We start from the raw sequence: 26,775 nt of genomic DNA, 5'->3' as shown, positions 1-26,775 counted from the left end.
TAAGCCTATTTGAATCAGGGTAGTAGATTGATTTTTCGCCGGTGGCGAGCACCTTCTCCGGCGCTAAAAACGACGCGTCACGCCCAATGACGGAATCAACGGCAACCAGTGATCCTCTTCGGTCCTGACCTTCACCTCACCTTGTTCGTCTACCGTGAACTCGTGTTCCAAACAACACACGTTCTTGCGGTTCCGGGCGTTGGTCGTTTCGAGGAAAAAGGTCCAGGCGCCGCCGCGGGCCGGCCGCTCGTGGGTCACCCGCAAGTCGATCCGGCGGTAACTGGGAAGGCGGATCCCATTGTGGGGTCCGTACACCGGAACCGCCCGCATCTCGCCGTTCGCATCGCGCTCGGCTACCGCACGCAACTGGGTGGTGGGCCAGCCGCTGTGGTAACTACCGGCCACGTTGAGGCTCCACGAACGCGATGGCCTGAAGTTGAACCCCAACTGGATGGCGTGGCGTTGGTCGCGGTTCCGCGGCACGTATTCGCCGTCGATGCGGTCCTCGGCACGGCCCGTCGCATAACCCATCCATGCGCTCAACACGTGCTGAGGGTTGCTTTTGAGAAAGAACTCGATGCCCCGTGCCTCGCCGGACTCGGGGGCGATTCGGATTCGATCCGGCTCGGATTCGGGGAACAGCGCCACGGAATTGAAGCGATTTTCGAAGCGGAAATGGGGATCGACAAACAGCTTTTGGTAAGCCTCCAATTTCAGGAACCACCCACGCCAAAAGGCGTGCTCCAGGCTGATCACCCGGTGTTCGGCCCGCTGCTCGTCCTGAAAGGCGTCGATTCCGTCCTCGACCTGGAGCTCGTAGATGCCCTGGACCTGATGGTAGTGACCCCAACCCAGCCGCATTTTCGTGCCCGGCCCGAGGTTCGCGGTCAGGTTGAAGCGCGGACTCACCTGGCTGGGATCCCCCGGCACGTAGGTCTGTTGGTCCCACCGCAGGCCGAATTCGGCCGTCACGGGTTCCCACAGCTTCATCCGGTGTGACACGAAGGCGTGGTGCTGATTGCCCTCCGGCTCCAGCGCGACCGTGGTCCAACGCTCCATCGGCGGCCCACTGCCCACCACCAGGGGCGATGTCTCGTACACGCGGCTGGCGTAGTCGTAACTCGCCGTGAAGCGCTTGACACCCCAGCCCCACTGGAGAAAGTGACGATCGCCGATCGCGTACTCGAACTGTTGCTTGATACCCGTAAAATCGAAGTCCCGCAGGTCGCGGACTTCGAAGATGGATTCCAACCCATCCAGTTGGTGGCCCTGACGGTCTCGATGAATGCTGCCCGTCGAAACCAGCGTCGCCACATTCAATCGCTCGGTCGCCTGGACCTCGGCCTGCAGCCACAGGTATCGGTCCTGGTACTTCAATGCGACGCTTTCGTCCTCGTCCAAATGATCGGATCCCAATAGGCCGCCTTCGGTAAAACGGATCGCGTCTTCCATGCCCAACCCGTTCAGGGCGAAGTGCCAACGGTCGTTCGGGCTGAATTGGAACTTGAACTGGCCGTCGGAGAACATGAACTCCTCTTCGGCCTGGTTCGTCAACGAATCGGGACTTTCGACGGCGCGAAACAGATCCAAAAACCCCTCGCGCAGCGACACCAGCCAGCGGGCACGGCCCTTGGCGAACTTGTCGGAACTGAGCAACCGCGCATGCAGGAAACTGACCCCCAGCTCGGTGGTCCAGCGTTCGTCCGGTTCCAGGGTGGCCATCTCGATGACGCCGCTCATGCGCGTGCCGTATTTGGCGGGAAACCCACCGGAAAGGAAGTTCACCCCGCCGATGGCCTTGGAATCGAAAATACTGAAAATGCTCTGGAGGTCCTTGAGGTGGAACGGCTCGTAGATTTCGAGCCCGTCCAGCACGACCAGGACCTCGTTTTCTTCGCCGCCGCGAATGCTGAAATTGGCCGAAATGTCGCCTCCCGCCGTTCCTGGCAATCGCCCGAGGGCACGGTAGAGGTCATCGGAAATACGCGGCAACCGATTGATCTCCTCGTTGGAGAGCAGCGGCTCCGGAGCACCCTCTTGGCGCAGCAGGCGGTAGGCACTCGGCATGACCACCATCTCTTCCAACAGCACGGGGAAGGGAATCAACTCGAAGACCGTGGGAGCGGCGTCGGGTTCGGGCGTCACCGCCACGGAGTAGGGAAGATAGCCGTCCAGGGCAATCGTCAGGGAGCGGCTTTGGCTGTCCGGTACCGTCAGGGTGAACCGGCCCAGTTCGTCGGTGTCGGCCTGGAGATCGGTGCCCGCCACCCCGATGCGCGCACCGGCCAGGGGTTTGCGCGTATCGATGCCCACCACGACGCCGCGCAGATCGATGCGGGCCGAGGTGGGCCGGGTGTCGCGGACGACCAACAGGCTGTCGTCGGGACCGGGCACCACCCGCAACCGGTGTTGTGCCAGTAACTCGACCAAAATGTCCCGCGGCGAAGTGGCCTTGGGCTCGGCCTTGACGCGCATCTCGTCCCGAACCAGCCGGCTGCTGTAGATGATGTTGAGACCGCGACCGCGCAGATCGCGCAGGGCCTCGCTGAGCTTCATGCCCAGGTAGGGGGGCGGCGGTGGCACCGAGGCCAACGCGACGGGGTGGAGGAACCCCATCGTCCACATCAGGAGTATGGCGATGCCTCGACGCCTCAACCGATTCCTCAAAGTGTCGCTCCCCTCTGCGCCATTCGCGAAATGACCAATCGGTCCCCTTCTCGGTGGAATGCCAGGCCGCAGGTGGGTAGGATGGCCGCCAGTGCCTCGGCCGGGGTGAAGCCTTCGACACTGCCCTCCAGGCGGATGGTCGGCGCTTCCGCCGCCAGATCTTCGTCATCGTAGCCCAGCTCCCACCCGTTTTCACGCACGACCCAGCTAAGGAACTCGGCCAGGGTGCGGTCGTCCAGCGGGGGGGACGGCGCCACTTCGAGCACCCACTCCCAGGGCTCGCCGGTTAGCGCGATGGTGCTCGTTTCGATGTGTCCGTCGCGCTTCACCCACATCTCGGTTCCCCGTTTGGCCAGGTGCCGTTGTTCGGCGCGCTGGAACTCGACCTGCCCTTCGCGAACCCGGACTCGGGCGCCCGTGGGGCCGCGCCACACTTCGAATTGGGTGCCGATCTCGCGAAAGGCGCCTTCTTCGGCGGCGACCACCAGGGTTCGGCCCGGATCGCGCTGAGGATGGGCGTCGATGTAGACCGCACCCTGCTCGAGAAACAAGCGGTCCTGTCCCTGGTACCGCACGCGGGTGTCGTGGTTCAGGCGTACCGAAATGTCCGGTCCGAACTGGATCGCGGCGCGGCTGCCGGCCTCGCAAATCAGGGAGGCTTCGACGGGGATGACGTCGCCGATGCGTGCGGGACGTTTGTCGTGTTCGGCCTCGCCGGGCATCAGCACGTACATGGTGCCCACCACTTTCTCCAAGCGCGGTCCGTTCTGGCCGGGCGCGGGAAGCCAGCCGAGCCGACGGCTGGCAAACAACGCGGCGGCAAGGATCACGGCCGCCACGGCCAGGTAGCCCACGGTCCGCCGGCGCGCGCGGGCCGCGCGGCGTCGTACGCCTGCCTGCCACTGCGCCTTGACGGCGGCATGGACGCGTTCACTGCGTTCGGGCTCGGGTTCCTTGGGTTCGCCCGCCATCTGCAGCAGGCGTCCGATGGTGTCCGTCTCCCGTTGCGGTTCGGGACCGAAAGAATCGACGGATCGTTCGTTTTTCATGGCGCACCCCCAGCCAGGCTCCGCTCGTGCGCGGCGATCTCCGCGGCAAGCGATGAGAAACCGTCGCGAAATGCCTGGCGTGCCCGCACCAGCAGCGATTCGGCGGCTTTCAGTTTCAGGTTCAGTCGTTCGGCGATGCGTTGGACGGGCCAACCTTGGAGGTATTTCCACTCCAAGACCTGTCGGTATTTCGGCGACAGGTGGTCCAACGTCACCTGGACCAGCCGGACGACTTCCTTGCGCTTCAGAGACTCCAACGGGTGTTCGCACTCATCGGCGAGGGACTCCAACACGGCTCTGATCTCGGGAGTGTCTTCCAATAGGGATTGTTCGCGCCGGCGATGGCGGTTGGCTTGAAAATAGGCGCTGATTTCGTGGCGGCAAAAGGTGCAAATCCACGTGAACAGTCCGGCCTCGCCGCGAAAGGTGGACAGCTTGTCGAGCACGGCACAAAGGGTTGCCTGGGTGACTTCCTCGGCGATTTGGGGGTCGTTGTCGACCCGCACCAGGGCAAAGCGGTAAAGCCGAGGAAAATACTCGCCAAAGAATTCCTCGAACGCAGCCTCGTGTCCGGCCAGCAAGCGACGAATCAGTTTCTTATCCTCGTGACCTCGGTGAAACACGAAGCCTCCTTCCTTGCTAACTCTACGAGTTGGAGGGCGGATCGATGGGAAATCCTTTGAAAAAAATGAAACTTTTTCCAAGGATGGCCCAGCGTGGCAAAAACGCCCAGGTCGGGACCGCAACCACCGGCTCCCGCAGAAGCATACCCTTTCTCGACGTGTCTGGGAACGCCGCTCGAGTGTCTGTTTTCTCGAAATGTTGTTTGGTGATAAGCTGTTTATACTTAGATAATTGAGACAAATTTCAAAAAAAATCGAAGGTTTTTGGGTGCCAGACCACTCCTACCCGGCAAAGAGGCGCATCGCCGCGATACACCGCGACTTTTTGAGGTGATCGCGACGACTGTCGCTCCGGGTTCCGCGACCAAACCGAGTCAGGAAACCCCATGAGTGCAGGATTGCGTCGTTTCTCGATCCTGGCCCTTCCGATTGGCCCACGCGTTGTCGGAAGGCAAGGTTTTTTCCGGTCCACGGGACGTGGTTCATCGAGACCGCGAAGGGTCTTGGTCCGTCCAGCGGTGCCGCCTACATTTCGAAGGAGTTTCGATCATGGTATTTGGAGCACACATTTTGTTCAACCGACTGATGGGATTGATGGTTGTGCTGACGCTGGTCAGCGCGTTCTCGGCGCCGCTCGCCGCGCAGGACGAGCCCGACGAGGAGCCGACGCGATCCGCTCGCAAAAGCGATGGGGAGTATGACCGCGTCACCTGGACGCTGCGCGGGTTCGTCGTGGGGGTCGAGGGGGAAGATGGCGACAGCCCCTGGCACGACCACGACGAGTTCGATCATCCGTTTCGGCACCGCCACCGCAACGGCGAATACGATGGAGGCGGCATCGGGATCAGCGGCGAAGTGCGGTTCTCGCGGCGGATCGGCCTCGAAATCACGGGCATCTTGGCGACTGACCGTGACTGGGACGACTGGGATCATCATTGGCACGACCACGACCACGACCACGATCACGACCATCATCACGACGACGGCATGGCGGCGGTTTTGGTGGGGGCCAACTTCCACGTCGTCACGGGGCGCCGTTTCAACCTGCACGTCGGCCCCTTGGTCGGGGTGATCGGGCGCGAAGGGTACGACCACCGGCACGATCGTCATGACCACGATCACGACCACGGAATCCCCAAGGATTTCCTTCACGATTACGACCACGATCACCGCCATTACGACCACGACGATTGGGAGGGCGCCTCGGTGATCGGCGTGAACATCGGTATGGACCTCAAGTTCGGCCGAAATCGGGACTGGTCTTTTTACGCCTCGGTCAAATCCCTGTCGACGCTCCACGAGTCGGACCACTTCGAGGACGGCGATTGGGACGTCGCCAGCATGGGCTTCGGATACCGTTTCTAGTCCACGAAATCGCGGCCAAGGGTAGCAGCCGGTTAACGGACATCATGGACTCCACCTCGTCTTTTCACTGCCCGGAACCATCGACCAGTGGTCGGGGTTTCCGGGCTTTGTCCACTAAAAACACGAAAAAAACACGAAATGGATACTCCCGTCATGACCTTCCCAGTGAGCGAACGCCACTTCCGAAAGGTGAAAAAGGTGGGCTTGCCGAACGCTTGTTGATGTGTATCGATGCGTGAGGGAGGAAAATCGGAAGCTCCTAGCATTGCCTGCTCTGTGTGGCGATCGCTTGAATGACCCAAATGAAATGCTCCAGACATGGCCATCCCAGTGACGTGAACGCTTTTTCGAGGGTTTGGGGAGAGCATTTTTCTGTTTGTCGGCGCGTTACAAGTCGGAAGCTGGGGACTTGCCCACGAGCTTCCTTTGGGTTGCAGACTCTTCGAGATTAAGGTGTTGGCATTAAAAAAGTTGAGGAGGTAGATCTTCCCGGCGGCCGGCCAAAGAAACTCGGCAGTGACGGGGAGCGTGGTTGAAGCGATCCCAGCGGAGGGAAGGATGCGATTTTTTCGTGTTTTTTCGTGCTTTTAGTGGACAGTGTTGGGCGTTCGTAGATTTAGTGGACCTTCATTTCGTGGACGCTGATGTCGCCCTCTTCGTCGATCAGCGCCGCCATCAAGCGACCGTAGGGGGCGAACAGGCCGCCGCCCTCGCCGCACGCCAACTCGAAGCGACCCATCAACTTCCCGTCGAAGTCGACCAGGTAGCCGTTCGCCCGGCCGTAGAACGGCGACAGGTGGTACAGCAAATAACCCTGATCGAGGGTGAGGATGCGATCGAAGTAATCCTTCTGGTCGGGAAAGACCGGCACCACGTGGTTGGCGTCCTTCAGCCAGGGCTGAGCGTTGTATTCGGCGATGTCCTCGCGGGTCACCTGCTTGCGGGGAATGTCCAGCGTGACCTTGCGCTTTTCCCGGCCCTTGCGGTCGTACACCGTGAGCATCGGCGCCTGGGAGTGTGCCAACACCACCTCGCCGCGCTTGCGTGAAAAGTCGACGACCGGGATGGGCTCCCAGATGAACAGCTTCACCTTGCCCGTGGCCTTGACGTGCTGCCAGGTGTTGTCGGGGGACGTGCTCCACGTCTTCGTCAGGTTGCCCTTGCCGTCGTATTCGAGGATGCGGCGGCACGCTTTCTCCTCACAGAAGTAGCTGTCGTAAAACAGGAAACGGTCGCGTTCCAGCACGTGGAATGCGTTGATTTTGCCGCCCAGCCCCTGCAACGTGACGCGCGCGACGAATCGGCGCTCGGCGTCGAACACGCTCACCGCTCGGTTGGCACCGTCGTAGACGTAGGTCCGTTCGCCCGTTTGGTACACGTGCCCCATGGGCGGTCCCAGCGCGGCAGCGAACACGAATTCACCGGGTCCTTCGCCCTTGCCGCCGAAAAACCCGGCATAACTGCCGTCCGGGTTCCACATATAGATCCTGGCCGAAGGGAAGTCGGAAACGTAATAGCGACCCGTTTCGTCGACTTCCACGTGAATGACGTTTTGCAGGTAGATGTCCTGATCTTCGGGGAGAGGGGCCAGGGTCTTGATGGGCGTGAAGGTGATCTTGCTGGGGCCAGTGAACAGCATCATCCATAAAAACAACATCTTGCGTGCTCCGTGATGGGATGGCGACGTGGGTGGCGTTCATCCGGAACCGGCAACGAAGGCGCCTGGCCAAATGGCGTCGCGGGAGAACGGACTCCCCAAACCGTCGTTGCCGTAGGAACACCGAACCAGGTCTCGTGCCTCGGCAAGGGCCTTGTTTTTCAGGTTTGGTTGAAGCCCGATGCCCGCCGGTCGAAACCAGGCCGCATCGAGTCAGGCCGGCTCACAGGACATCAATCAAATAGCCACTGTTTCGCGATAAACGCATCGGGATGAACGCCTCCTATTGTATCGAATATCGTGCGAATGTCACTGGGCTTCGCGATGGGGCGGTTCGAGCGGCCGGGCTGGCGACCGACCGCTCCGGGTTTTAGGGTTGGCCGCTGAAGGTCGCGCGCTTGAAGCCGTTATTGAACTTGATGTCCTGCATGATTTCCAGCATCCACTTATCGCCGGGCTCCGCTTCCCAGTTCGAGGGCGTGTAGTGGCGCACGCTCGGCAGCATCACGCCGTCCACCGTTTGGTACTTGACCCGCATCAACAGCGGATCCTTGACCCCGAAATCCATCACGGTGAACAGGAACTGATCCACGATGTGGGTGTAGGGATTGATGTAGAGCACGTACGTGTCCTGGGCGTCGCCGATACCGGTCTCGAAGCCCACTTCCACGAGATCGTAGGTGATTCCGTCGATTTGCTGGGTGCCTTTGTATTTGTAGAACATGCCCGGATCGAGCAGCTTGAACATCATGGCGAACCAGTAGTAGTTGGTTTTGCGCAGGAAATCGGACCGCTTCTGCATCTTGGGATCCTCGACCGGCTGGCCGTCCAACGTCGTCCAGGATTGCTTGCCGTCGTAGGACTGGACCAGGGTGCCGTTGACATCGGGCATGGTGCAGTCGGTCTTGTGGTATTCGGCCCAGGACAATTCACCGTCGAAAATGTAGCGCTCGGTCGATACGTCCTGCTTGCCGGTCTTGGCGTCTTGATAGATATAAGTGTATTGGACGTCCTTCAACTTGTAGAGCGCATCCTTGCCGCCGATGGTGCGCACCATGCGCTCGACCAGGGCTTTGGGATCCTTGTCTTCGGATGACTGAGCCGCGAGGGGTGCGGCGCCGAGCCAGGTCAGCGTGAGCAGGATGAGCCCGGTTGCGGTGTTGCGGCCAGGGATGGAAAACATGGTGGAAACCTCCGTGAGCGACGACCGTGGTCGTCGGGTATGTGGTGTGTGGGAGATCGCGAGCCCGTCCGATCGGCGCTGACCGCACGGGAATGCCGGTCACGCGAACGGGGAACGAGGTTCGTCGGAGGCGTCGCGGGTGGTGCCGGCGCGTTCGATGCGAAGCGCAGATGGCTTCGAGGTGAACGTGCGGCCTTCCGACGATGCGGCGATACGCGGTACCGACTCGCTCGTGGATTGCATCTCTTGTCCCGAGGGGAAACGCGGATACCATAGCATCAAATTCCCCAATGGGTGTCAATGCGGCCAGGATCGGGAGATTTTTCGAGAAGCACAGTACGCCGAACCGATTGGCGCCGGTTCGGATGGTATGAGCACGGGCCCGCGGGCGAGTGCCCGGTTTGATTAATCGATAGATACAACGCGAAACGAACTTGTCTGAAGAGCCCGCATGCGCGTAAGAGGCGTAAAGCCTGTAGGTTGGCCCGCTGGGCCGACGCGTCGAAGCAACCCAAGCAACGACAATCCATTGCGCCAAAGAGCGAAGCCCAGACTCTCCCTCCCGACCCCAATTCGAAGTCGTAAAGTCCAAAGTGCCCGCATCGTGAGAGAGTCGTAAAGCCTGTAGGTTGGCCCGCTGGGCCGACGCGTCGAAGCAACATTCGCAACAGGAGTGGGTTACGCTGAAGAGCGAAGCGCACCCTTCCCCCGATCGCACCCCACTGAAGTGATCTGCTAGTGGCGTTCCCGAATGCAGAGAGAGACGTTGTTCTTTTAGGCTCTCCAGCTTGCCATACCGGCCGTGCCATACCGGCCGTGCCATACCGGCCGTGGCAAACCGGCCGTGGCATACCGGCCGTGGCAAACCGGCCGTGGCATACCGGCCGTGGCATACCGGCCGTGGCATACCGGCCGTGGCATACCGACCGTGGCATACCGGCCGTGGCATACCGGCCGTGGCAAACCGGCCGTGGCATACCGGCCGTGGCATACCGGCCGTGGCATACCGGCCGTGGCATACCGGCCGTGCTCAACCTATTCGAGCGACCTAGCATTGATTGAAATCGATCATCCAGAGATCTAGAGACCCGACTTATCTGCTTCGCTCTTTGGCGCAATGGGTTGTCGTTGCTGGGGATGCTTCGAAGTGTCGGCCCGGCGGGCCAACCTACTGCCGCGCCGACTCTCAAAGCATGCGGGCACTGCGAACCGACTGGCTCCGGTTCGAGGATGAGCGGGGAAACGGGCGTCAAGTGAAGTGGATCGTGAATTCGGTGTCGCGGCCCGGGCCGCCGTCCAGCGCGAAATCGAAGCCGTGACGGGTGAGGATCTCGCCCACCAGCGTCAAACCGATCCCGTGGCCGTCCTCCTTGGTGGTGAAAAAGGGCGAGAACAGATTGGCGCGCACCTCCTCCGTGAGGGCCTGGCCACTGTCCCGAATGCACAACACCGCCTTGCCGCCGCGGTTCTCCAGCACCACCGTCAGGGTTCCGTCCTCGCCGATGGCCTCGATGGCGTTCACCACGATGTTGACCAGGGCCTGCTCCATGAGGTGGCGGTCGATGCGCACCGCCGGAAGCGGCGCTTCGGATTGCTCGCGCCGCCAGGTGATGTTGCGCGCCTGGCACTCGTGGCGAACCAAGAGCGCGATGTCGTCCACAAGCGCCGCCAGGTCGGCCCCGGCTTTGCGCGGGTCCGGCAGCCGCACCATGTTGGCGTACTCGCGCATGAAGCGGTTCAAGTTCTCCATGCGCTCGATGACCACCGTGATGGCGGCCGAGAAATCGTCGCGTTCGCCTTCCGGAAGGTGATGGCTGTAGCCCGCACAACTCTGCAACAGGGACGTCGCCGCGGCGATGGTGTTGTTGACCTCGTGACTCATGACCCGAATCAGCTTCTCGTAGGCGGATTTCTCGGATTGGCGCACCTCGTGGGTGACTTCCTCGATGATCAGGAACCGGCGCTTGAATCCGCGATCCAGGAAGCGCGACTTGCTGGTCTTCAGGCGCCTGCCTCCGCGATGGTTCAGGACGACGGAGGCCTCCTCCGGCAACGAGGCCAACGAGCGCGCCAGTGGATGGTCGATCGCCTCCAGACCCCTTCCCAGCAGGTCCTTGGTGGGGCACTCCAACAGTTTCGCCATACTGGGGTTGACCATGGAAATGCGGTTGTCGAAATCGAAGGTCATGATCGCGGCGGGCGTGGCCTGCAGCAGCTTCTCCAGGAATCCGCGCTGTTCGCCGAGGCGCAGCCGCTCGTCGTGGAGCGATTCGACCATGCGGTTGTAGACCTGAATCAGGTGATCCAGTTCGGGCTGGCCCATGGCGCGCATGCGGGTGGCGAACTGGCCCTCCTCGAGCATTTCCGCGCCGGTCTCGAGAAACCGCAGCGGTGCCAGCATGCGGCGCACGAGCCGAGTGCCGACCCAGAGCGACAGGAGGAAACATCCTTCCAAAATGAAGAACGCAGGCCGGTTCGCCGGAAGCACGAGGGCGAGACTCAGGGCGAACACCAGGTGGACGCACACCAAATAAATATGGAATTGGACGCGGGCATTCACGGGCAGATTCCGTGTTTTTCGAAGCGTCGGTACAGCGCGGCACGGCTGATCCCCAAGGAGGAAGCGACCTTGGTGACGTTTCCTTCGAAATGTTTCAAGCTCTTGAGAATCATGGCCTTCTCGATTTCCTCGAGCGTCATGTCACCCACCGGAGGCAGCACGTCGGTGGGTGTTTCCGTCGCCGGACCGGTTTGGTGTTGGCGGAAATCCTCCGGTTCCAGCATGTCCTTGCCGCTGATCAGCAGCGCCCGCTCGAGCACCTGTTTGAGGTGGCGGATGTTGCCGGGCCAAGCATGGCGCTGCAACATCTTCATCGCCGCCGGCGCTACCTGCGGCCGCTCCAGGCCGTAACTCTGGGCCAGATGTCCCAGGAAATGGTTGACCAACAGCGGAATGTCCTCGGGACGTTCGCGCAACGGCGGCAACTCGAGGGTGATCAGGTTGAGCCGGTAGAACAGGTCCTCGCGGAAACTGCCCTCGCGAACCATGGCATCCAGGTTTCGGTTGGTGGCCGAGACGACGCGCGTATCGACGGAGATGGTGCGCGAGCTGCCCAGCACCTCGTAGCGGCGGTCCTGCAGCACGCGCAGCATTTTCACCTGGGAGCCCGGATCCAGATCGCCGATCTCGTCGAGGAAGATGCTGCCGCCGTGGGCTTGGGTGAAGCGTCCCTTGCGATCGCTGACCGCGTCGGTGAAGGCGCCGCGCAGGTGGCCGAACATCTCGCTTTCGAACAGCGACGCCGCGATGCCGCCCAGGTTGACCTTGACGAAGGGACCGCGGGCACGCTTGCTGTTGCGATGGATCGCGTCGGCGATCAGCTCCTTGCCGGTCCCGCTCTCGCCCAGGATCAGGACGGAGGCGTCGGTGTGGGCCACGCGCCCGATGGTGGCGAGAATGCGCAGCAGGCTGTCGGAGGCGCCGACGATTCGGGAGAAATCGAAGCGCTGGTCGAGAGATTCACGGCTGGAGGGTTCGGCCGGGTCCGTGGTGCCGGCGGCCAGTTCGCGGGCGGTTTCCAGGAGGCGCAGGACCTGGTCGTTCTGCCAGGGTTTGGTCAGGAAGTCCAGGGCGCCGGCCTTGATGCCCTTGACGGCCAGGGCGATCGAGCCCCAGGCCGTCATCAGGATGACGGGGACCTGCGGCTGTTCGGCACGAATGTCGGCGAGCAGGTTCAATCCCTCCTCGCCGGTGGTCTTGCGGCTGAAGTTCATGTCCTGCAGCACGGCCTCGACGCGTTCTTCCCGAAGGCTTGCCAACGCTCGATCGGGCGTGTGGGCCACGATCGGCCGGTAGCCGTTGTTCTTGAGCAACAGCGACAGGGACACCGTGACGGATGGGTCGTCATCGACGATCAGCACGCCTGGTTTTTTGGCGGATGCCTCCATGGGAACCTCGGTTACGGATGCTTGTGGCGATGTTCGTATGGTAAAGCCTCGCTCCCCAGAAGGGAAGGCGGCAGACGGGATCGAACGGGCCGACTCGCGGCCCGCTGGGGTCATTCTCTCATTCGTAGTGCAGGGCGTCGGCGGGGGTGATGCGCATCGCCAGCCAGGCCGGATAGACCGAGCAGACGAACGCCAGAACCAGCATCACGCTGGTGGCGCCGGTGATGCCGCCCACCATCAGGTCGGCCTCGATGTTGCCGAACAGCCCGGTGAACGGAACCTGCAGGGCCAGGAAGGTGCCGATCGCGACACTGAACGCCGTCATCGTCAGCAGCTCCCCGCTGATTTGGACGAGCACGCCCGTGGTCGATGCGCCGATCGCGCGGCGCAGCCCGATTTCCTGGGTGCGTTGGGCCACGTTCTGCCACAGGACCCCGAGCAGGCCCATGGCCACCATCAGCAGCAGACAGACCGCGAGCATGGCCGAGGTGATCAGGGGAATCAGCGACTTGCGCATGTACGATTCGCGGGCCACGCTCAGCTCCGAGATCGAGAAATCGTAATCCGGCAAATTGGTTTTGAGAATCTTCAGCATATCGCGCTCGATCGAACGGGGCGTGCCGGGTTTCAAGCGCACCATCAATTGTCGCATGCGCGTGTCGGAATTCTCTTCCCATACATAACGTCGGAACCCGTACTCCCCGAGGGGATCCAGGTCGCCGTGCTGACGGTAGTCCTCGATGATGCCGACCACCTTGTAGTTGAACTTGCCGAGGGAATGCGGCAGCACTTTGCCGAGCGGCGATTCCGAGCCGAAAACCTTCTGCGCGGCCCTGCGGTTCAGAACGAGGGGCTCGTAATCGCCACCCGTGTCCTGGGGGCCGAACCAGCGTCCATCGATCACCGGAATTCGGGCGAGTTGGTGATACTGATCCGAGGCCCGGTTTACCATGAGTTGGGTGGGCTTGTCGTTGTGGCGCAGCACGGTGGTCCAATAGCTTTTGGTGAACAAATCCATGTGGGACGCCTCGCACCAGGAGACCTCGGGCATGGTGCGCATCGCTTCGGCGGCGCGTTTCAACTGGCCCGCGTGATGGGGCTCCCACTGGCCGATCAACACCACCGAAAGGGTGTCGCGGTAATCGAAGCCCAACGGCGTACTGTACTTTTTCCAGGCGTACAGTGCGGAGACCACCACGGCGAACAGCACCAGGAAGGAAAGGGTGATCTCCAGCATGATCAGGGCATTGATCCGCTTGCGGTTCCAAATCAGGACGAGCATCTGGCGAATCACGAGTCACCTCCTTTGAGGGCGCTGACCGGGTGCAGGCGCGACATCTTCCAGGCGGGGTAGATACCGGAAAGGGCGCCGAACAGGAAGATCAACAGCAGGCCGCCCAGAAAGACGCGGGGATTCATGGTCAGGTCGGCGTGGGGAATGAGCCCACTTTGGTTGATGGGTTCCAGGACCAGCGGGGTGGCGAGCAGGGCCAGCAGGCCGCCGACCAGCGTCAGGAAGATGTTTTCGAAGATGAGCTGCCCGACCAAGTGCGTACTCGACGCGCCGAACGCCTTGCGGACCCCGATTTCCACGGCGCGTTCCATGATGCGGCTGACGTTGATGTTGATCAGGTTGATGGCGGGCAGGAACATGAAGAGCACACCCAGGGCCACGACGATCATGACCAAGGTGCTTTTGCCGTTGTCGTCGGTGTTACCGTCGCGAAGCAGGTCGCGGGCCATGGATTCCAGCGGTGTTTCGGCATGGCCGATCACGAAATTGAACTGTTCCGGATCGGGGATCTGGACCTTGGACCACAAGTGCGCCAATTCCTCTTGGAACGCGGCCGCCTGATTGGCGTTCTCGACCATGAACAGGACCTTGAAACGACCCAGCATCTGGTTGCGGTAATTGGCGCTCTCCAGGTTGTCGATCGGCTGCCAGGCGTCGGCGTAGGAGATGTCGTCGTAGAACGGCACGTTCTTCACCACGCCTCGGATCCGATAGGCACGGCCGTCCAGCACCAGCTCCTTGCCCACTGCCGGCTCGTTCCCGAACACCTTCCTTTTCAGGTATTGGGAGATGATGAGCGCGCGGCTGTCGCCCTCGTCGTCCGATTCCGTCAGCGGCCCGCCTTCCAGGAAATCGAATTCCAGCAGGCGCCAGTAGGCGGCATCGGTCTGGCGCAGTTGGACCCGAACCTTGCGATCGTTGACGAAACAGGCCGAATCGCGCGTCCCGGTGTAGGCCGAAATGCCGGACGGGGTCTTCATCTCGTACAGGTAGTGCTCGATGAAGTAATAGCCCAACTCGCCGTGGTAGACGTCGTTGTTTTCCATGTGTTCCAGCCAGATGTAGGGCATGTTCAAGATGATCTGGCCGTCGGCGCGCGAGCTGGGCCCGGGCGGGTCGACCACGTGGTCGGCGAGGGTGAAGAACACCAGCATGGTGAGCAGCGTGAACCCGATGCCGAACAGGCTGATGAAGGTGAAGAACTTCCGCCTCAGCAGCACTTTGTAGGCCATTTTCAGATAGTTCCAAAACATGTGCGTTCCTTTGAAATCAGGTGTGGGTCGGCGTTGGCGGGAGCCGGGCGCCTGCCCGGGATGGCGGAGGTTCGATCAGGCCACCAGGCGCCCGTCGAAGATGCGCACGACGCGGTCCGTCTGTTCGGCCTTCTCCTCGTCGTGGGTGACCATGACCACCGTGGTGCCGCTGTCCGATTTAAGCGACTGCAGGATCTTCATGATTTCCCCACCCATCTGGCTGTCCAGATTGCCGGTGGGTTCGTCCGTCAGCAGGATGCGCGGGCTGCCGACGATGGCGCGGGCGATCGCCACGCGTTGCTGTTGTCCACCGCTCAACTGGTGGGGGAAGTGGTGCAGTCGCGACTGCAGGCCCACCCGTTCGAGCGCTGTTCGGGCGCGCTCCCGTCGCTCTTTCGTACTGGTCTTGCGGTAGATCAGCGGCAGCATCACGTTGTCCAGAATGTTCAGGTCCGGAATCAGGTGAAAGCTCTGGAACACGAAGCCGATCTGGTGGTTGCGCAGGGTGGCCAGCGAGCGGTCGCTGTAACTGTCGATGCGCGTCCCCTCGATGTGGACGTACCCGGCACTGGGCTCGTCCAGCAGGCCCATGATGTTGAGCAGGGTGCTCTTGCCGCAACCGCTGGGACCCATGATCGAGACGAACTCGCCTTCCTCGATTTCCAGGTCGATGCCGTGCAGGGCAATGGTCTCCACCGTTTCGGTGCGGTAGATTTTTTCGATATTCTTCAAGACGATCATGGTGGCTCCTTTGTAATGGCGATCGCCGCGTGGGGCGACCCTGGTCCGAGGGGTTCACTGCAGCGGCAGGTGCTCCATGTGGGCGAAGCGCCGCATGTCGGAAGTGATGATGGTTTCGCCGTCCTGCAGCCCCGACACGATCTCCACGAGGTCGAAACCCACCAGCCCGATCTCGACGGCGGTCCTACGCGCCTGGCCGTCGCGCAAGACGAACACGTCGGTGGTGCCGCTGCCGTTGAGGAAGGGGCCGTTGTCGACCACCAGGGCCTCCTCGCGGGAGCCGGTGACGATCAGCACGTCGACGCGCTGGTTGGCGTGCAGGTCGGGTTGTCGCGGTTCGTCCAGGGTGATGGTGACCCGCGCCGCGCCGTTTTCGATGGTGGGCAGGACCTGCGAGAGGGTGCCCGTGAGTTGGCGGTCACCGACGCGGATTTGGACCGATTGGCCGGGGTTCAGCCGCTGCGTGTAGAGGTCCGACAATCCGGCTTCGACGCGGAATGCGTCCAGGTCGGCGATGCGTGCCAGCTCCTGGCCCTTGGTGACACTGGTGCCCTCCTTTTCGACGATTTGAGTGATGACGCCGTCGTGATCGGCACGGGCGGTGGCCAGTTCGAGCAGGCCCTCCTGGCGTTGTCGTTCCTTTTGCAACACGCTGATTTCCAGGTCGATCGCCTGGTGGGCCGCGACGGCCTCCGCCAGGACCTGGCTCAGTGAGCGTTCCCGTTGTTTCAGCTCGATGCGGGCTTTCTTGACGTCGAGGTGTGCCTCCAACCATTCGCCCTGGGAGATCAACCCGTTGTCCAGCAAGGTCTGTTTGCGTGTGGCGACGGCTTCCAGGCCTTCCAGCTCCACTTTTTTCAGTGCTACGGCCGCGTCGGCCTCGATGCGCCGGTGTTCCGATTCCAACGCCTTTTGTTCTCGTTGCTTGCGTTTCAGTGAAATGTTTTCCGTGAGTTTGTCCAGCTCCAGGCGGGCGTCGCCCAGGTCCAGATCGAGAATCGGCTCACCGGCGCGAACCGCTTCTCCCGGCTTCTTGCGCAGGCCGGTGACGCGCGTGTCGAGCGGGCTGGTGATGATGTGTTCGGTTTGGGGGAGAACGGTGCCGGATGCCTGGATGCCCGCGTGGATGGGGCCGCGGCGAACCACCGAGGTGCGCACCTGTTGCAGCGAAAGGGACGGGGTGAGCAGGCGTCGGAACAAATAAGAGCCCAGCACGAGCGCGCCGAACCCGAGCAACACCCAGGCGGCCTTGCGAAAAGCCTGGTTGCGTCGCGTGCCGGGGTCAATGGGTCGATCCATGAGACTTGCCTCCTTGGTGGGGGAAAGGCAAGCCCGGTGCCGGTTTTGGCGCAGGGTTCGCGGCACGCTGGTCTTCGCGAGGGTATCGCTTTAAGTGGTTTGATTCGTGTTGGTTGTGGGGGACTGTCCCCCGTAAGTGAAGAAAACGTCCTGCCACGGGACGCCATCGCGGCGTTCGCCATCGAACGCCGCTGTCCGATTCCGAACAGTGGTTGCATTTCGAAAGTCACCGCTGATCGGAATGGAGAACTACCGCTTCTGGCGCACCTCTAGCGATCTTGGAGCTGGCGGGTCAGCAGCCGATCCAGGGCGGTGGCGAACTTGTGGCGGTCCTTTTGGTTGTAGGGAGGCGGCCCGCCGCCCTGCATGCCCGATTCGCGCAACCCGGCCAGCAAATTGCGCATGGCCAGCTTCGATTTCACGTTTTCTTCGGTGTAGAGCTGACCCCTCGGATCGATGCCCACCGCACCACCGTCCACGGCGCGTGCGGCCAGTGGGATGTCGGCGGTGATCACGATGTCTCCGGGAACCACGTGTTCGGCGATGAAATCGTCGGCTTCATCGTGTGAGCCGCCGACGACCACGGTGGAAATGAAATCGGAGTTGGGAACGCGCAGATCGGTGTTGGCGACCAGGCAGGCGTCCACGCTGAAGCGTTCGGCTGCGTCGTAGATCAGTGATTTCGCGGCGCGGGGACAGGCGTCGGCGTCGACCCAGATGATCATGTGTGCTCCTTCGAACGGGCATCATACCATTTCCGTCCGAAGGCCGATGTGCGAAGCGACCGAGGCCGGTCACGCCAGCCTCGGTTGCGGACAAGGGGTGAGTCGAAGGAGTCGTGTTCCATCCCGAGCAGCGGTGACTGCGGTTTTCTACCACCGAGTCGCCGCCCAGGCCGGGGGCCGGATTGCCGGTGGTCCGGCACACCGGCCACCGGGTTTCAGGTGGGTAACTAATCGAAGCGAATCGTTTGGGAGTTCCCGCATTTGTGAGGGGGGCGTCGTTGCAGTAAGTGCCGGGCCCACCCAGGGCGCCGGGCCGACATTTTTCGACGAACTCCCCGCACATCCGCCTTTTTAGGTTTTTATCTTTATCTTCGAACTTTACAGAGTTTGTTACATAAGAGCCGCGAACCAGCGGGCAAACCCGCTCGATTTCGAGAAAGAAACAGCACACCTGGTTTCTGGCGAAGGGCCATGGGTCGTTCATCCGAAAAATTTAGCAGGAACGCATGAACATCGGAAACCAGGAAAGGATCGGCATTTGGTGTCACATCATGGTCCTGCTTTTCCTGGTTTCGATCATTCCTGCCTTCCTGATCAAGATTTGACGACGGCAAGACCCTGATCAGGTTGAATGCACCACTTTGTTTCAAGAGAGGTCACAGAGGGGACGGAGTTTTGTGCGTTTGTCATAAATCTCTTGTAACTATGTGTTTATGGTTTCGTTGATGTTGTCTATCCTGGAAACAAACGATCGCCATGAAGCCAGGATTGGGTGCGCCCCAGAAAAACGACCTTCGTTAAGTGAAAGCTCCAGGAGCTTCGACACTCGTTTTCAGCAAACCATCCCCTTGTGGCTCATCTTTGGCAAAAAAAACGGTCCACGAATCATACGGATTGACACGGATTTAAAAATCATCCTCGGATTCCGTATTCCCGATTTTTTGAATGGCCGGCGGCACTGCGCGAACCATTTCGTGGAAATACTTTGATTCGTGTAATTCGAGTGATTCGTGGACGAAATTGTCCTGTTCCTTACAGAGAAACCCCTAACCAGTTCAGGGAGATTTCGTCTCCTCAACCACTCGGTGGTCCAGAAAGACCGGTGCTCGCCTCCAACTAGCGAGAGTTGTGGTCAAGGCGTTTCGAACACCTCGGGGATCGGGAACTCCAGGGTGAAGTTCTCCACGCGAAACGCGGCGATCACATGGCGTTGGTTCATATCCGGAAAATAGACCGGATCGAAGTACAGGGGTTCGAAATGGACCAAACGCGCATGGCCTGTGCCGCTCAGCGCGAACACGTAGGTCCACCCGTTCAGCACCTCGCCGAGGGTACGGAAGATTTCCGGTATCCAAACGGTGTTCACGGGAAAAGGGGGGCCGAACGTGGTCAACCGCATTTCGGCGAACACCTCCCCATCGGCGCGCACCGTCACCTTCTCGCGGTCACGCCCGTCGGGCTCGAAAGAGAATTCGGCCAACTCCTTGGGGATGCCCCAGTTGCGCCTGCCATCCTCCAGACTGGCCAGCGAATCCACGTAAATCCTCGTGATGCTGAAGTGTCGTTTTCCGTCCGCGAAGCGAAAGTTCCCCGGCATGTACAGCAGCTCGCCATAGGGGCCGACCGGTGAATCGCGATAGTCCACCAGCATGGTGATGTTGATGTCATTGACGTAACTGTCCACCAGTTCGTCGGGAATGGCGGCATCCTCCAGGTTCTGGGCGGTCGACGATTTGGTGACGATGATATAGCCGTCGCCGCGAAGGGTCCAAGGAGGATCCACGGATTCCTCCGCCGCCAAATCTGCACTGAAGGCGAGTGGGTTGAGCGAGACACACAGGAGGACCGTCAGGAAGCGAAGCACGATGTTCATGGTTCCAATTCTCCTCATCGAAAATGGTTCGGCGGGCTAACCCATGGCAGGCGGTACCTTCCCGTGGGGGTAGGGCTGGAAGGGCGATACACCGCCCGCGATGTAGAAGCCGGATCCCCTCATTTAAACCGGACCGCGGAGAGGCGACAACTGAAACCAAGACACATATTCAGGAAAAGTGACGCATGTGTCATTTGGTGGTTTTGAACTACACGGCCTTCACGACCGCGTTTGGTCGACGGCGCGGATCGGCAATGCGGTTTCAGCTTGATTTCAGCCAAACGGGGTGGAGCGGGTGGGAGAAACCATCCAAGTGATCATCGGCGGCAGGTGCCGGCCAATCACATGTAAACGAGCGCTTTGGTGGAACCCGAATCCGTGCCGATCCGGCCGGATGGACACCCACTAGAACTTGACGCCGAGTCGGGCGCGGGTCTCGAAGCCGTTGCCCGGAATCGCCGCGCTCACCAACGGGGTGTTCGTGCCGCGGGTCAAGTAGAACTCGTCGCCGAGATTCTTGAAATTCACCATGGCCTGCCATTGCTTGTGGCGGTAGCCGATGCCCGCATCGAACAGCGTGAAGGCATCCGCCACATCTCGGTTCAACACGGAAACGTAGCGATCGCCCACGTGGCGCACGCCCCCATTGAGCAACCATCCGTTGTCGAAAGCCTTGGCGAGCCACAGCCCGGCCGACCGCTCCGGCACGAAGGCCGGCTCGTTGCCCGACAGGTCTTCCCAGATGCCGAACGCGTCCAATTGGCTGAGCCGGGTCAGTTCCGCGTCGATGAACGCGAAGTTGGCCAGCAGGCTCCAGCCGCCATCGAGGCTCGCGATCAGGTCCATCTCGAGCCCGCGCGATCGCTGATCCCCGTTTTGCCCGGTGACCCCGGTTTCGTCGGGGATCAGGATGTTCTGGCGCTCGAGCTGGTAGATCGCCGTGCTCGCGCTCAGGCGCCCATCCAACAGGCTCAGTTTGGCGCCGAACTCGTTCTGCTCGCTCTCTTCCGGCTCGGCCTGATCCAGGGCCAGCGTGCTGGGCGGTGCGAACGCGGTCGCGGCGTTCATGTAGAACGAGAGCCGTTCATTCGGCGCAAACACCAAACCGAGGAACGGACTCACTTCCTCGTCGCGCCGATCGATGCGGGCCGGGACCTGCAGGCCACCCAGGTCCAGGCTGATGTCGGCCTCGTAGTCGACGCGGTCGAAACGCGCCCCGATGATCAGATCCCAGCGTGAACCGAAGCGAAGATGGTCCACGGCGTAGAGGGCCAGGGTCTCTCGGGTACTGTCGGAGAGGGTGGGGCCGCCCACGGGATAGGTGGGTGCCGCGGTGTAGAATTCCTGCGGTTGCAACAGGTCGATCGGCATGAACGGCACGGGAAAGTTTGCGCTGGGTTGGGCCCCGAACTGCCGTAAATCGAACACGTCGGTTTCGCGACGAAGCTCCAGTCCCACGAGGAACACCTGATCCACCGCGCCCTGACGGGACCAGGAGAACTCCAATTGGTTCCCGGAGAATTTTTGGTGATCGTCGAGATGGGTCTGGAGCCGGAGCAGGTTGAGCGACCCGGTGGGCCCTGGCGCCACCGCGGTGTAGATGGTGCCCGCGGATTGCCAATCCAACTCATTGAAATAGGTGCGGTTGCGCAGTACCCAGCCGGCCGGGGCCCGGTATTGGTAATCCACCCGCAGGCGGGTGACGTCCTGTTCGGAGAGGTCGGTCGGCAGCGCGTAGGACGTCTCCGGATCCACATCGGCCGGCGCACCTTGGAGGAAGGGGAGTCCCGCGTCGGGCGTGTACTCCGCACGGGCGATCTCGGCGTTGAACACCACCTCGTGGTGGGCGCCGATCTGCCAGCGGATCGAGGGGTTGAAGGCGCGCACTTCCTGGTCCTTGTCGTCGCGATAGCCGTCGGCTTCGCGCCACAGCCCGTTGATGCGGAAGGCCAGGCCGCGGTGGGTGGCGGTACCGTTCGCGTCCAGGGCCAGTTGGCCGAGGCCGAAACTTCCGCCGGTTGCCTCGAGCTGGGTGAACCGGTCGAACAGCGGTTGCTTGCGCACCAGATTGACGGTGCCCGCAAGTGGATTGGCGCCGTATGAAAAGGCGCCTGGCCCCTTGATGACCTCGACCCGTTCGAGATTGTACATGTGGTAGAAGGTGGCTTCCGGTTCGGGCGCCAGATCGGTCAAAACCGTACTGGCGGTCAGCGATTCGAAGCCGCGTACCATGAAGTAATCGTGTACGCCGAAATTGGTATGGCTCTGAACGCCGCTCACGTTGTGCAACACATCGCCGAGGACCAGGTTGGTCTGTTCGTCGTTGACCTTCTCGGGGACCACGACCACGCTGGCGGGGGTGCGCTGAACGGTAAGCGGCAGGCGGGTCCCGGCCGTGTTGGTCTTGGGGACCAGGGTCCGGTTTTCTTCGACGACGCGCAGGTAATCGTCCACCATGGGGGCGGGACTTTCCGTGCCGGCAGCCTCTGCTTCGGTGGCGGGGGCGGGCGGCGTGTCGGCGGCCCCTTCGGGCGCGTCTCCCGCCGTGGTACTCAAAGCCATCCAACACAAAAACAACGAGATCACGATCGAACGACGGGCTGGGACGGTACGCACTGAGGCCTCCTGGGATTTTCTACCCGATGCTTGCGGGGAATTACCACAAGTTACGACAAAACCCACCCGCGAGGTCCGGATTTTTCCGGAACCGCCCGATGCGAACCGCCATCCGGTGAATTTCCGCCGACTTGGGGTGCCGTCATCCGCCGATTCAGGTATGCTGAGGAACCAACAAAAAAATGTGATCACGAATGGGGGATGAGATGTTTTTGTCCATGAGCATGGTTTCTATGTGGCTGCTGTCGACCCTGGTACACGAGCCGGTGTGGCACCCGGTTGCCGAGGCAGAACGGGCCTTTGCCCAGACGTCCCGCGAGAGCACCATCGTCGAGGCCTTCAAAAAGTGGGTGGCCGACGATTCCATCCTCTTTCGGCCGACGCCCGTGAACGGGGCGGACTTTTTCCGCGAGAAAAAGCCCAGTAAAGCCACTCTGTGGTGGCAGCCGACCCATGTGGTCATCTCCGCCGATCGATCGATGGGCCTTTCGACCGGCCCCTACGTCTTCCGCGACGAGGCCGGCGGACAGGGTTACTACGGACACTTCCTGTCGGTGTGGGGCAAGCAGGCGGACGGAAGCTGGCGCGTCCTGATCGACGACGGCGTCAGCCACGACGACATGCCGGAAGCCAACTGGCCCGAGAAACTGGTGGAGGGTCGCGCCCTCCAGGAGACGCGCAAATCCGAGAAGGGATGGCAAATCCTCGCCGAACGAGATCGTCACTACGCTGGCCTGGTGGAACGATCAGGTGGCTGGAAACAGGCCTTCGAAAAAGTGGCGTCGCAAAACGTGCGGTTGTATCGCAGAGGGACCCGACCGATTCAGGGCCGCGACGCGGCCGTGGCCAAGGGGGCCTTCGAAGCCGGCGGCACCTGGGAGCCCATGGGCGGCAAGCTCGACGGTTCGGGCAGTCTGGGGTTCACCTACGGCACGGGCCGCTACGCGAACTCGGAAAAAGAGTTCCTCTACCTGAGGGTATGGCAGTTGGAAAAGGGCGAGTACCGCCTGTTGGCCGAACTGGTGCGCGGCCTCAAACGCTGACCGGAACCGCCGAGGTCAACCCGATTCGGAATGGCGGATTCGATCGGCCGATGGGTTGCGCTCCTCCGACGAATCCGATTGGAGTGCCCGAATGCCGAGAGATTCGTGGTGCCCGGTAGGTTCAGCCGCCGGCTGAACATTTCGAAGCGATCAAGGCTGCGCAGATACGAAACGCTAAAGAGCGAAGCATCAATAGAAGCAGGAGCTTCGGAACGTGCGACCAGCGGTCGAACCTACCTGGCCTTACCGGCCCTGCCCGACGCCCCTCCCAGGCAGCCGGGACCACCATACTGGTTCGCTTCGCGTTGTTTCTTTCTCGAAATCAAGCTGGGCATACGCCCCGTTTGTTCGTGGCTCTCTTGAAACAAACTTGCTTGGAGTCCCCGAATGCCGAGAGATTCGTCGTGCCAGGTAGGGGCATCAGGGGCGGTAAGCCCGCCGGATGAACTTGTCGAAGCGATCCATGATCAGAGTTCCCGCATGCTTTGAGGATCGGCGCGGCAGTAGGTTGGCCGGCCCGGCCGACACTTCGAAGCGATCCACACTCCGCAGATGCGAGACGCCAAAGAGCGAAGCACCAATAGAAGCAGGAGCTTTGGAATGTGCGACCAGCGGTCGCACCTACCTGGCATGACAACCCTCTCAGGCAGCCGGGACCACCATGCTAGCTCACTTCGCCTTGTTTCATTCTCGAAATCGAGCGGGTTAGCCCGCTGGTGCGTGGCTCTTATGTAACAAACTCTGTAAAGTTCGAATATAGAGCAGAAATCCCGGCTTAGTGCATTGGTCGGAATTTGCGTCAAAAAGTCGGCCCAGCGGGCCAACCTACTGCAATCCCAATCCTCAAAACATGCGGGAACTCCACGCATGGATCGCTTCGAAAAGTCCATCGGGCCGATGGACCTACCTGGCACGACGACTCTCTCGGCATGCGGCGACAGCGCGATTGGATCGCTTCGAAAAGTCGGCCGAGCCGGCCAACCTACGACGACGACGTCTCTCTCGGCATGCGGGAACTCTGGAGGCAACGTACTTCGACATGGACGTGATACGGAGCGAGTGGCTTCGCTCATTGGTATTTCGATCGCCCGTTGCCTGGATCGCTTGGAAAAGTCGGCCCGGCGCCCTGGGCGGGCCCGGTACCTACTGCGACGACGCCTCTCCGGCAAATGCGGGAACTCCCTTGCGTCTCGCTTCGATGAGTTACCCACTTGAAGCACATCGACCTGAGTGGCGACTCTGGGGTTCAAGTTCTTTACGACGGCAACAGCCTCCCCGAGTCATGTACCGAACGCCACCCCCCTCAGAATTTGTAAGTCAGTGTGCCGCGGAACTCCGCCCCTGGCCACTCGTTGTCGAATTTGGCGGGATCGTCGAACGAGGGCGAGTAGATCTCCTCGTCCAAGGCGTTGTAAACGTGGGCCTTGAACGCCAGGCGTTGCGAGAAGGACCACTTTCCGTACAGATCCAGTTTGAAGAACGCGTCGGCCAGGCCCCTGTCCTGGTTTTCCACCGGAACGCCGGATTGATAGCCCTCCGGCACATCGCGATCGCCGAAATAGAACAGGTTGGCTCCCACTCGGTGACCCTTGCCGAATCGATAGCCGATCATGGCGTTGAAGGTGAAGTCCGCGAGGAAAAAGAGGTCCGTTTCCGCGGTCTCGTTCTCCGTCGACGTGATGATGTCGCTGTCGATGTCGCCGATCGTTTCGGTGGCGTCCAAGACCGCCTCGAGGCCGATTCCGACCGTGATCGCGTCGGTCGGGAAGTAGCGGATGTTGGCTTCCAGGCCCGTGATCTCCCGGTTTTCGGCGTTGATGGCGTACTCGTCGTCGATGAGGCGGTCGCCGTCGGGTTCCCGGATCGTCGTGACGAACAGGTCTTTGATGAAATCGTCGTAGCTGTTCCGGTAGAAAGTGAGGTTCATGTCGCTGCGTGCCAGCTTCTTGCCGATTTGAAGTTCGATGGTCGTCATGTGTTCCGGCTCGAGGCCGAAGTTGAATGCCGCCACGTCCAAGTACTCGCGGTACGAGGGGACGCGGTACGCGGAGCCGACCAACAGTTTGCCGTAGAACGACGCCTGCTCGGTGACCAATCCCACTCGCCAGTTCCACTCGTTGTCGAAATCGGAGAGATGGTCGAAACGCATGCCGGTCACCAGGGCCCACTTTTCGTCGAAATCCCACATGTCCTGAATGAACACCCCGATGTTGTCGCGTTGCACACCCGAAACCGCCAGGCTGTTCGAGCGCTCCGGTTCGGGGAACAGGTCTTCCGCGAACATGCCGTCGTCTTCGTCGTGTTGAAAAGACGCGCCGAACACCAGCGTGTGGTTCCTGGTGCGATAGGTGATGTCCAAATCGGTGCCGAACATCAGGGTATCGAACACTTCCCGTTCGATGCGCGTGATCTGGCCGGAGGCATCGAACCGGTGTTGAAACTTGCTCAGCGGATACTGTTCGTAATACGCCACCAGGTTGACCGAAAACGCATCGTCGTAGCTTCGGGTGTACTTGATGGCACCATAGGCCGGGTCCCGTGAAATCGAACGGTCCTTGCGGGAATCCCGGTGGTTCTCGGCATATTCGAATTCGGTGGCGCTGACCACCGCTTCCCAGGGTCCCTTTTTGTAGCGAATCATCGCCGAAGTGCGCTCGCGGTCCTGATTGTGTTCCCAGGCATTGCCGTCGTTGTTCAGACGGGGCGAAAAGCCCTCGGAATCGAAGAAGCCCCCGTAAAAGGTCCAGGAATTTTCCGTCCAGTAGAGGGCCCCTTCCGGGCTGGAGTGACTGCTGTAGCCGGCCTTGACCTCGCGCCCGGACTGCCGCGTCTTGATGCTGACCACCCCGGAAAAGGCATTGGCCCCGTAGAGTACACTTCCGGGACCGTTGATGACCTCCACCCGTTCGACGATTTCCAGTGGAAAGCCTTCGTCGAGAAAGCTGTGCCCGTAGTAACTGTCGCGAATGGGGATCCCGTCGATGAGCCAGAGGATCTTGTTGTTGTAGCGGGCCTGCACCCCGCGAATCCACGACAACTGGTGGCCGGAACGATACTCCTGGATTTGGATGCCCGGCACGTTGGAAAGCATGTCGTAGAGCGTGGTGAACCCGAACTTGTCGATATCTTCGCGGGTGAACACCCGGATGACACTGGGTGCCTTTTGGAGCGTCACCCCCGTGGTTTTGGTGGCGGAGGTGACGTCCATGGTCAGCAGCTCTTCCAGGCTGAGCTCCATCAAGTCCATGTCGTCCGCGAACGCCCATGTGAAACAGAACGCGATCGTGACCAGGCGAAGATAGGGTCCCATAGCGATCCCCCTTTTCAGGTAGTGGCGGGGATTCTTTTTTCTTGGTTTATCTATAAAGTTTAACGAAGTCTTTATTTTTTTAATTCATATTTATGATTCGACACAAGGTTAAATTTCACCCTGGCCGGG

At 61.0% G+C, this 26,775-nt stretch carries 17 protein-coding genes; 2 read left to right on the top strand and 15 right to left on the bottom strand.

Annotated elements, in window-relative coordinates:
* Positions 1-63: 63 nt before the first annotated feature.
* Genes J3U87_RS30075 through J3U87_RS30065 form a run of 3 tightly spaced genes read right to left on the bottom strand, consistent with a single transcriptional unit; the run spans position 64 to position 4,339 of the window.
* Entirely contained in the window at positions 64-2,667 is a 2,604-nt protein-coding gene (locus J3U87_RS30075) for a TonB-dependent receptor (RefSeq protein WP_237379496.1), read from the bottom strand.
* Positions 2,664-3,716: a FecR domain-containing protein gene (locus J3U87_RS30070; RefSeq protein WP_237379495.1), complete on the bottom strand. Its 1,053-nt coding sequence runs from the start codon at positions 3,714-3,716 to the stop codon at positions 2,664-2,666. Before J3U87_RS30070 ends, J3U87_RS30075 begins: the two co-directional genes overlap by 4 nt.
* Positions 3,713-4,339 (bottom strand): RNA polymerase sigma factor, encoded by a 627-nt coding sequence (locus J3U87_RS30065; RefSeq protein WP_237379494.1) that lies wholly within the window; start codon positions 4,337-4,339, stop codon positions 3,713-3,715. Before J3U87_RS30065 ends, J3U87_RS30070 begins: the two co-directional genes overlap by 4 nt.
* 549 nt (positions 4,340-4,888) lie before the next feature.
* Between J3U87_RS30065 and J3U87_RS30060 the strand changes: the two genes are divergently transcribed.
* Positions 4,889-5,704 (top strand): hypothetical protein, encoded by an 816-nt coding sequence (locus tag J3U87_RS30060; RefSeq protein ID WP_237379493.1) that lies wholly within the window; start codon positions 4,889-4,891, stop codon positions 5,702-5,704.
* 616 nt (positions 5,705-6,320) lie between these two features.
* On the opposite strand, the gene J3U87_RS30055 is transcribed toward J3U87_RS30060, so the two are convergent.
* The 11 genes from J3U87_RS30055 to J3U87_RS30005 form a co-directional block, all read right to left on the bottom strand.
* Positions 6,321-7,361 carry an NHL repeat-containing protein gene (locus tag J3U87_RS30055; RefSeq protein ID WP_237379492.1) on the bottom strand — a complete coding sequence of 347 codons (1,041 nt, stop codon included), beginning with the start codon at positions 7,359-7,361 and terminating at the stop codon, positions 6,321-6,323.
* 370 nt (positions 7,362-7,731) lie between these two features.
* Positions 7,732-8,544, bottom strand: coding sequence for a hypothetical protein (locus J3U87_RS30050; RefSeq protein WP_237379491.1), 813 nt, complete (start codon positions 8,542-8,544; stop codon positions 7,732-7,734).
* A 1,249-nt stretch (positions 8,545-9,793) separates the two neighbouring features.
* On the bottom strand, positions 9,794-11,104 hold the full coding sequence (locus tag J3U87_RS30045; RefSeq protein ID WP_237379490.1) for a sensor histidine kinase: 1,311 nt from the start codon (positions 11,102-11,104) through the stop codon (positions 9,794-9,796).
* Entirely contained in the window at positions 11,101-12,492 is a 1,392-nt protein-coding gene (locus J3U87_RS30040) for a sigma-54-dependent transcriptional regulator (RefSeq protein ID WP_237379489.1), read from the bottom strand. Before J3U87_RS30040 ends, J3U87_RS30045 begins: the two co-directional genes overlap by 4 nt.
* A 118-nt stretch (positions 12,493-12,610) precedes the next feature.
* Positions 12,611-13,786, bottom strand: coding sequence for an ABC transporter permease (locus J3U87_RS30035; protein ID WP_237379488.1), 1,176 nt, complete (start codon positions 13,784-13,786; stop codon positions 12,611-12,613).
* Positions 13,783-15,039, bottom strand: coding sequence for an ABC transporter permease (locus J3U87_RS30030; RefSeq protein ID WP_237379487.1), 1,257 nt, complete (start codon positions 15,037-15,039; stop codon positions 13,783-13,785). Before J3U87_RS30030 ends, J3U87_RS30035 begins: the two co-directional genes overlap by 4 nt.
* A 75-nt stretch (positions 15,040-15,114) precedes the next feature.
* On the bottom strand, positions 15,115-15,780 hold the full coding sequence (locus J3U87_RS30025; protein ID WP_237379486.1) for an ABC transporter ATP-binding protein: 666 nt from the start codon (positions 15,778-15,780) through the stop codon (positions 15,115-15,117).
* Positions 15,781-15,834: 54 nt separating this feature from the next.
* Positions 15,835-17,079, bottom strand: a complete 1,245-nt coding sequence (locus J3U87_RS30020) for an efflux RND transporter periplasmic adaptor subunit (RefSeq protein ID WP_237379485.1) — start codon at positions 17,077-17,079, stop codon at positions 15,835-15,837.
* A gap of 269 nt (positions 17,080-17,348) precedes the next feature.
* Positions 17,349-17,804 carry a YaiI/YqxD family protein gene (locus tag J3U87_RS30015; protein WP_237379484.1) on the bottom strand — a complete coding sequence of 152 codons (456 nt, stop codon included), beginning with the start codon at positions 17,802-17,804 and terminating at the stop codon, positions 17,349-17,351.
* Between the two features lie 1,132 nt (positions 17,805-18,936).
* The gene (locus J3U87_RS30010; protein WP_237379483.1) at positions 18,937-19,677 is read right to left on the bottom strand and encodes an acetoacetate decarboxylase family protein; all 741 of its coding nucleotides are present in this window, start codon (positions 19,675-19,677) and stop codon (positions 18,937-18,939) included.
* A gap of 405 nt (positions 19,678-20,082) precedes the next feature.
* Positions 20,083-22,293 (bottom strand): TonB-dependent receptor, encoded by a 2,211-nt coding sequence (locus J3U87_RS30005; protein WP_237379482.1) that lies wholly within the window; start codon positions 22,291-22,293, stop codon positions 20,083-20,085.
* A gap of 218 nt (positions 22,294-22,511) precedes the next feature.
* Between J3U87_RS30005 and J3U87_RS30000 the strand changes: the two genes are divergently transcribed.
* Positions 22,512-23,336 (top strand): Cif family virulence factor, encoded by an 825-nt coding sequence (locus J3U87_RS30000; protein WP_237379481.1) that lies wholly within the window; start codon positions 22,512-22,514, stop codon positions 23,334-23,336.
* A gap of 1,303 nt (positions 23,337-24,639) precedes the next feature.
* On the opposite strand, the gene J3U87_RS29995 is transcribed toward J3U87_RS30000, so the two are convergent.
* Positions 24,640-26,646, bottom strand: a complete 2,007-nt coding sequence (locus J3U87_RS29995) for a TonB-dependent receptor plug domain-containing protein (protein WP_237379480.1) — start codon at positions 26,644-26,646, stop codon at positions 24,640-24,642.
* Positions 26,647-26,775 lie beyond the last annotated feature (129 nt).

It is taken from the genome of Sulfidibacter corallicola (genome assembly GCF_017498545.1).
Classification (GTDB): Bacteria; Acidobacteriota; Holophagae; order Acanthopleuribacterales; family Acanthopleuribacteraceae; genus Sulfidibacter; species Sulfidibacter corallicola.
This window is presented reverse-complemented; position numbering and strand designations above follow the sequence as displayed.

What these genes read in the sequence shown, in the direction of transcription:
- J3U87_RS30070 (WP_237379495.1), bottom strand. Translation starts at nt 3,716, where the DNA reads ATGAAAAACGAACGATCCGTCGATTCTTTCGGTCCCGAACCGCAACGG.
- J3U87_RS30060 (WP_237379493.1), top strand. Translation starts at nt 4,889, where the DNA reads ATGGTATTTGGAGCACACATTTTGTTCAACCGACTGATGGGATTGATG.
- J3U87_RS30055 (WP_237379492.1), bottom strand. Translation starts at nt 7,361, where the DNA reads ATGTTGTTTTTATGGATGATGCTGTTCACTGGCCCCAGCAAGATCACC.
- J3U87_RS30050 (WP_237379491.1), bottom strand. Translation starts at nt 8,544, where the DNA reads ATGTTTTCCATCCCTGGCCGCAACACCGCAACCGGGCTCATCCTGCTC.
- J3U87_RS30040 (WP_237379489.1), bottom strand. Translation starts at nt 12,492, where the DNA reads ATGGAGGCATCCGCCAAAAAACCAGGCGTGCTGATCGTCGATGACGAC.
- J3U87_RS30030 (WP_237379487.1), bottom strand. Translation starts at nt 15,039, where the DNA reads ATGTTTTGGAACTATCTGAAAATGGCCTACAAAGTGCTGCTGAGGCGG.
- J3U87_RS30025 (WP_237379486.1), bottom strand. Translation starts at nt 15,780, where the DNA reads ATGATCGTCTTGAAGAATATCGAAAAAATCTACCGCACCGAAACGGTG.
- J3U87_RS30020 (WP_237379485.1), bottom strand. Translation starts at nt 17,079, where the DNA reads ATGGATCGACCCATTGACCCCGGCACGCGACGCAACCAGGCTTTTCGC.
- J3U87_RS30015 (WP_237379484.1), bottom strand. Translation starts at nt 17,804, where the DNA reads ATGATCATCTGGGTCGACGCCGACGCCTGTCCCCGCGCCGCGAAATCA.
- J3U87_RS30010 (WP_237379483.1), bottom strand. Translation starts at nt 19,677, where the DNA reads ATGAACATCGTGCTTCGCTTCCTGACGGTCCTCCTGTGTGTCTCGCTC.
- J3U87_RS30000 (WP_237379481.1), top strand. Translation starts at nt 22,512, where the DNA reads ATGAGCATGGTTTCTATGTGGCTGCTGTCGACCCTGGTACACGAGCCG.
- J3U87_RS29995 (WP_237379480.1), bottom strand. Translation starts at nt 26,646, where the DNA reads ATGGGACCCTATCTTCGCCTGGTCACGATCGCGTTCTGTTTCACATGG.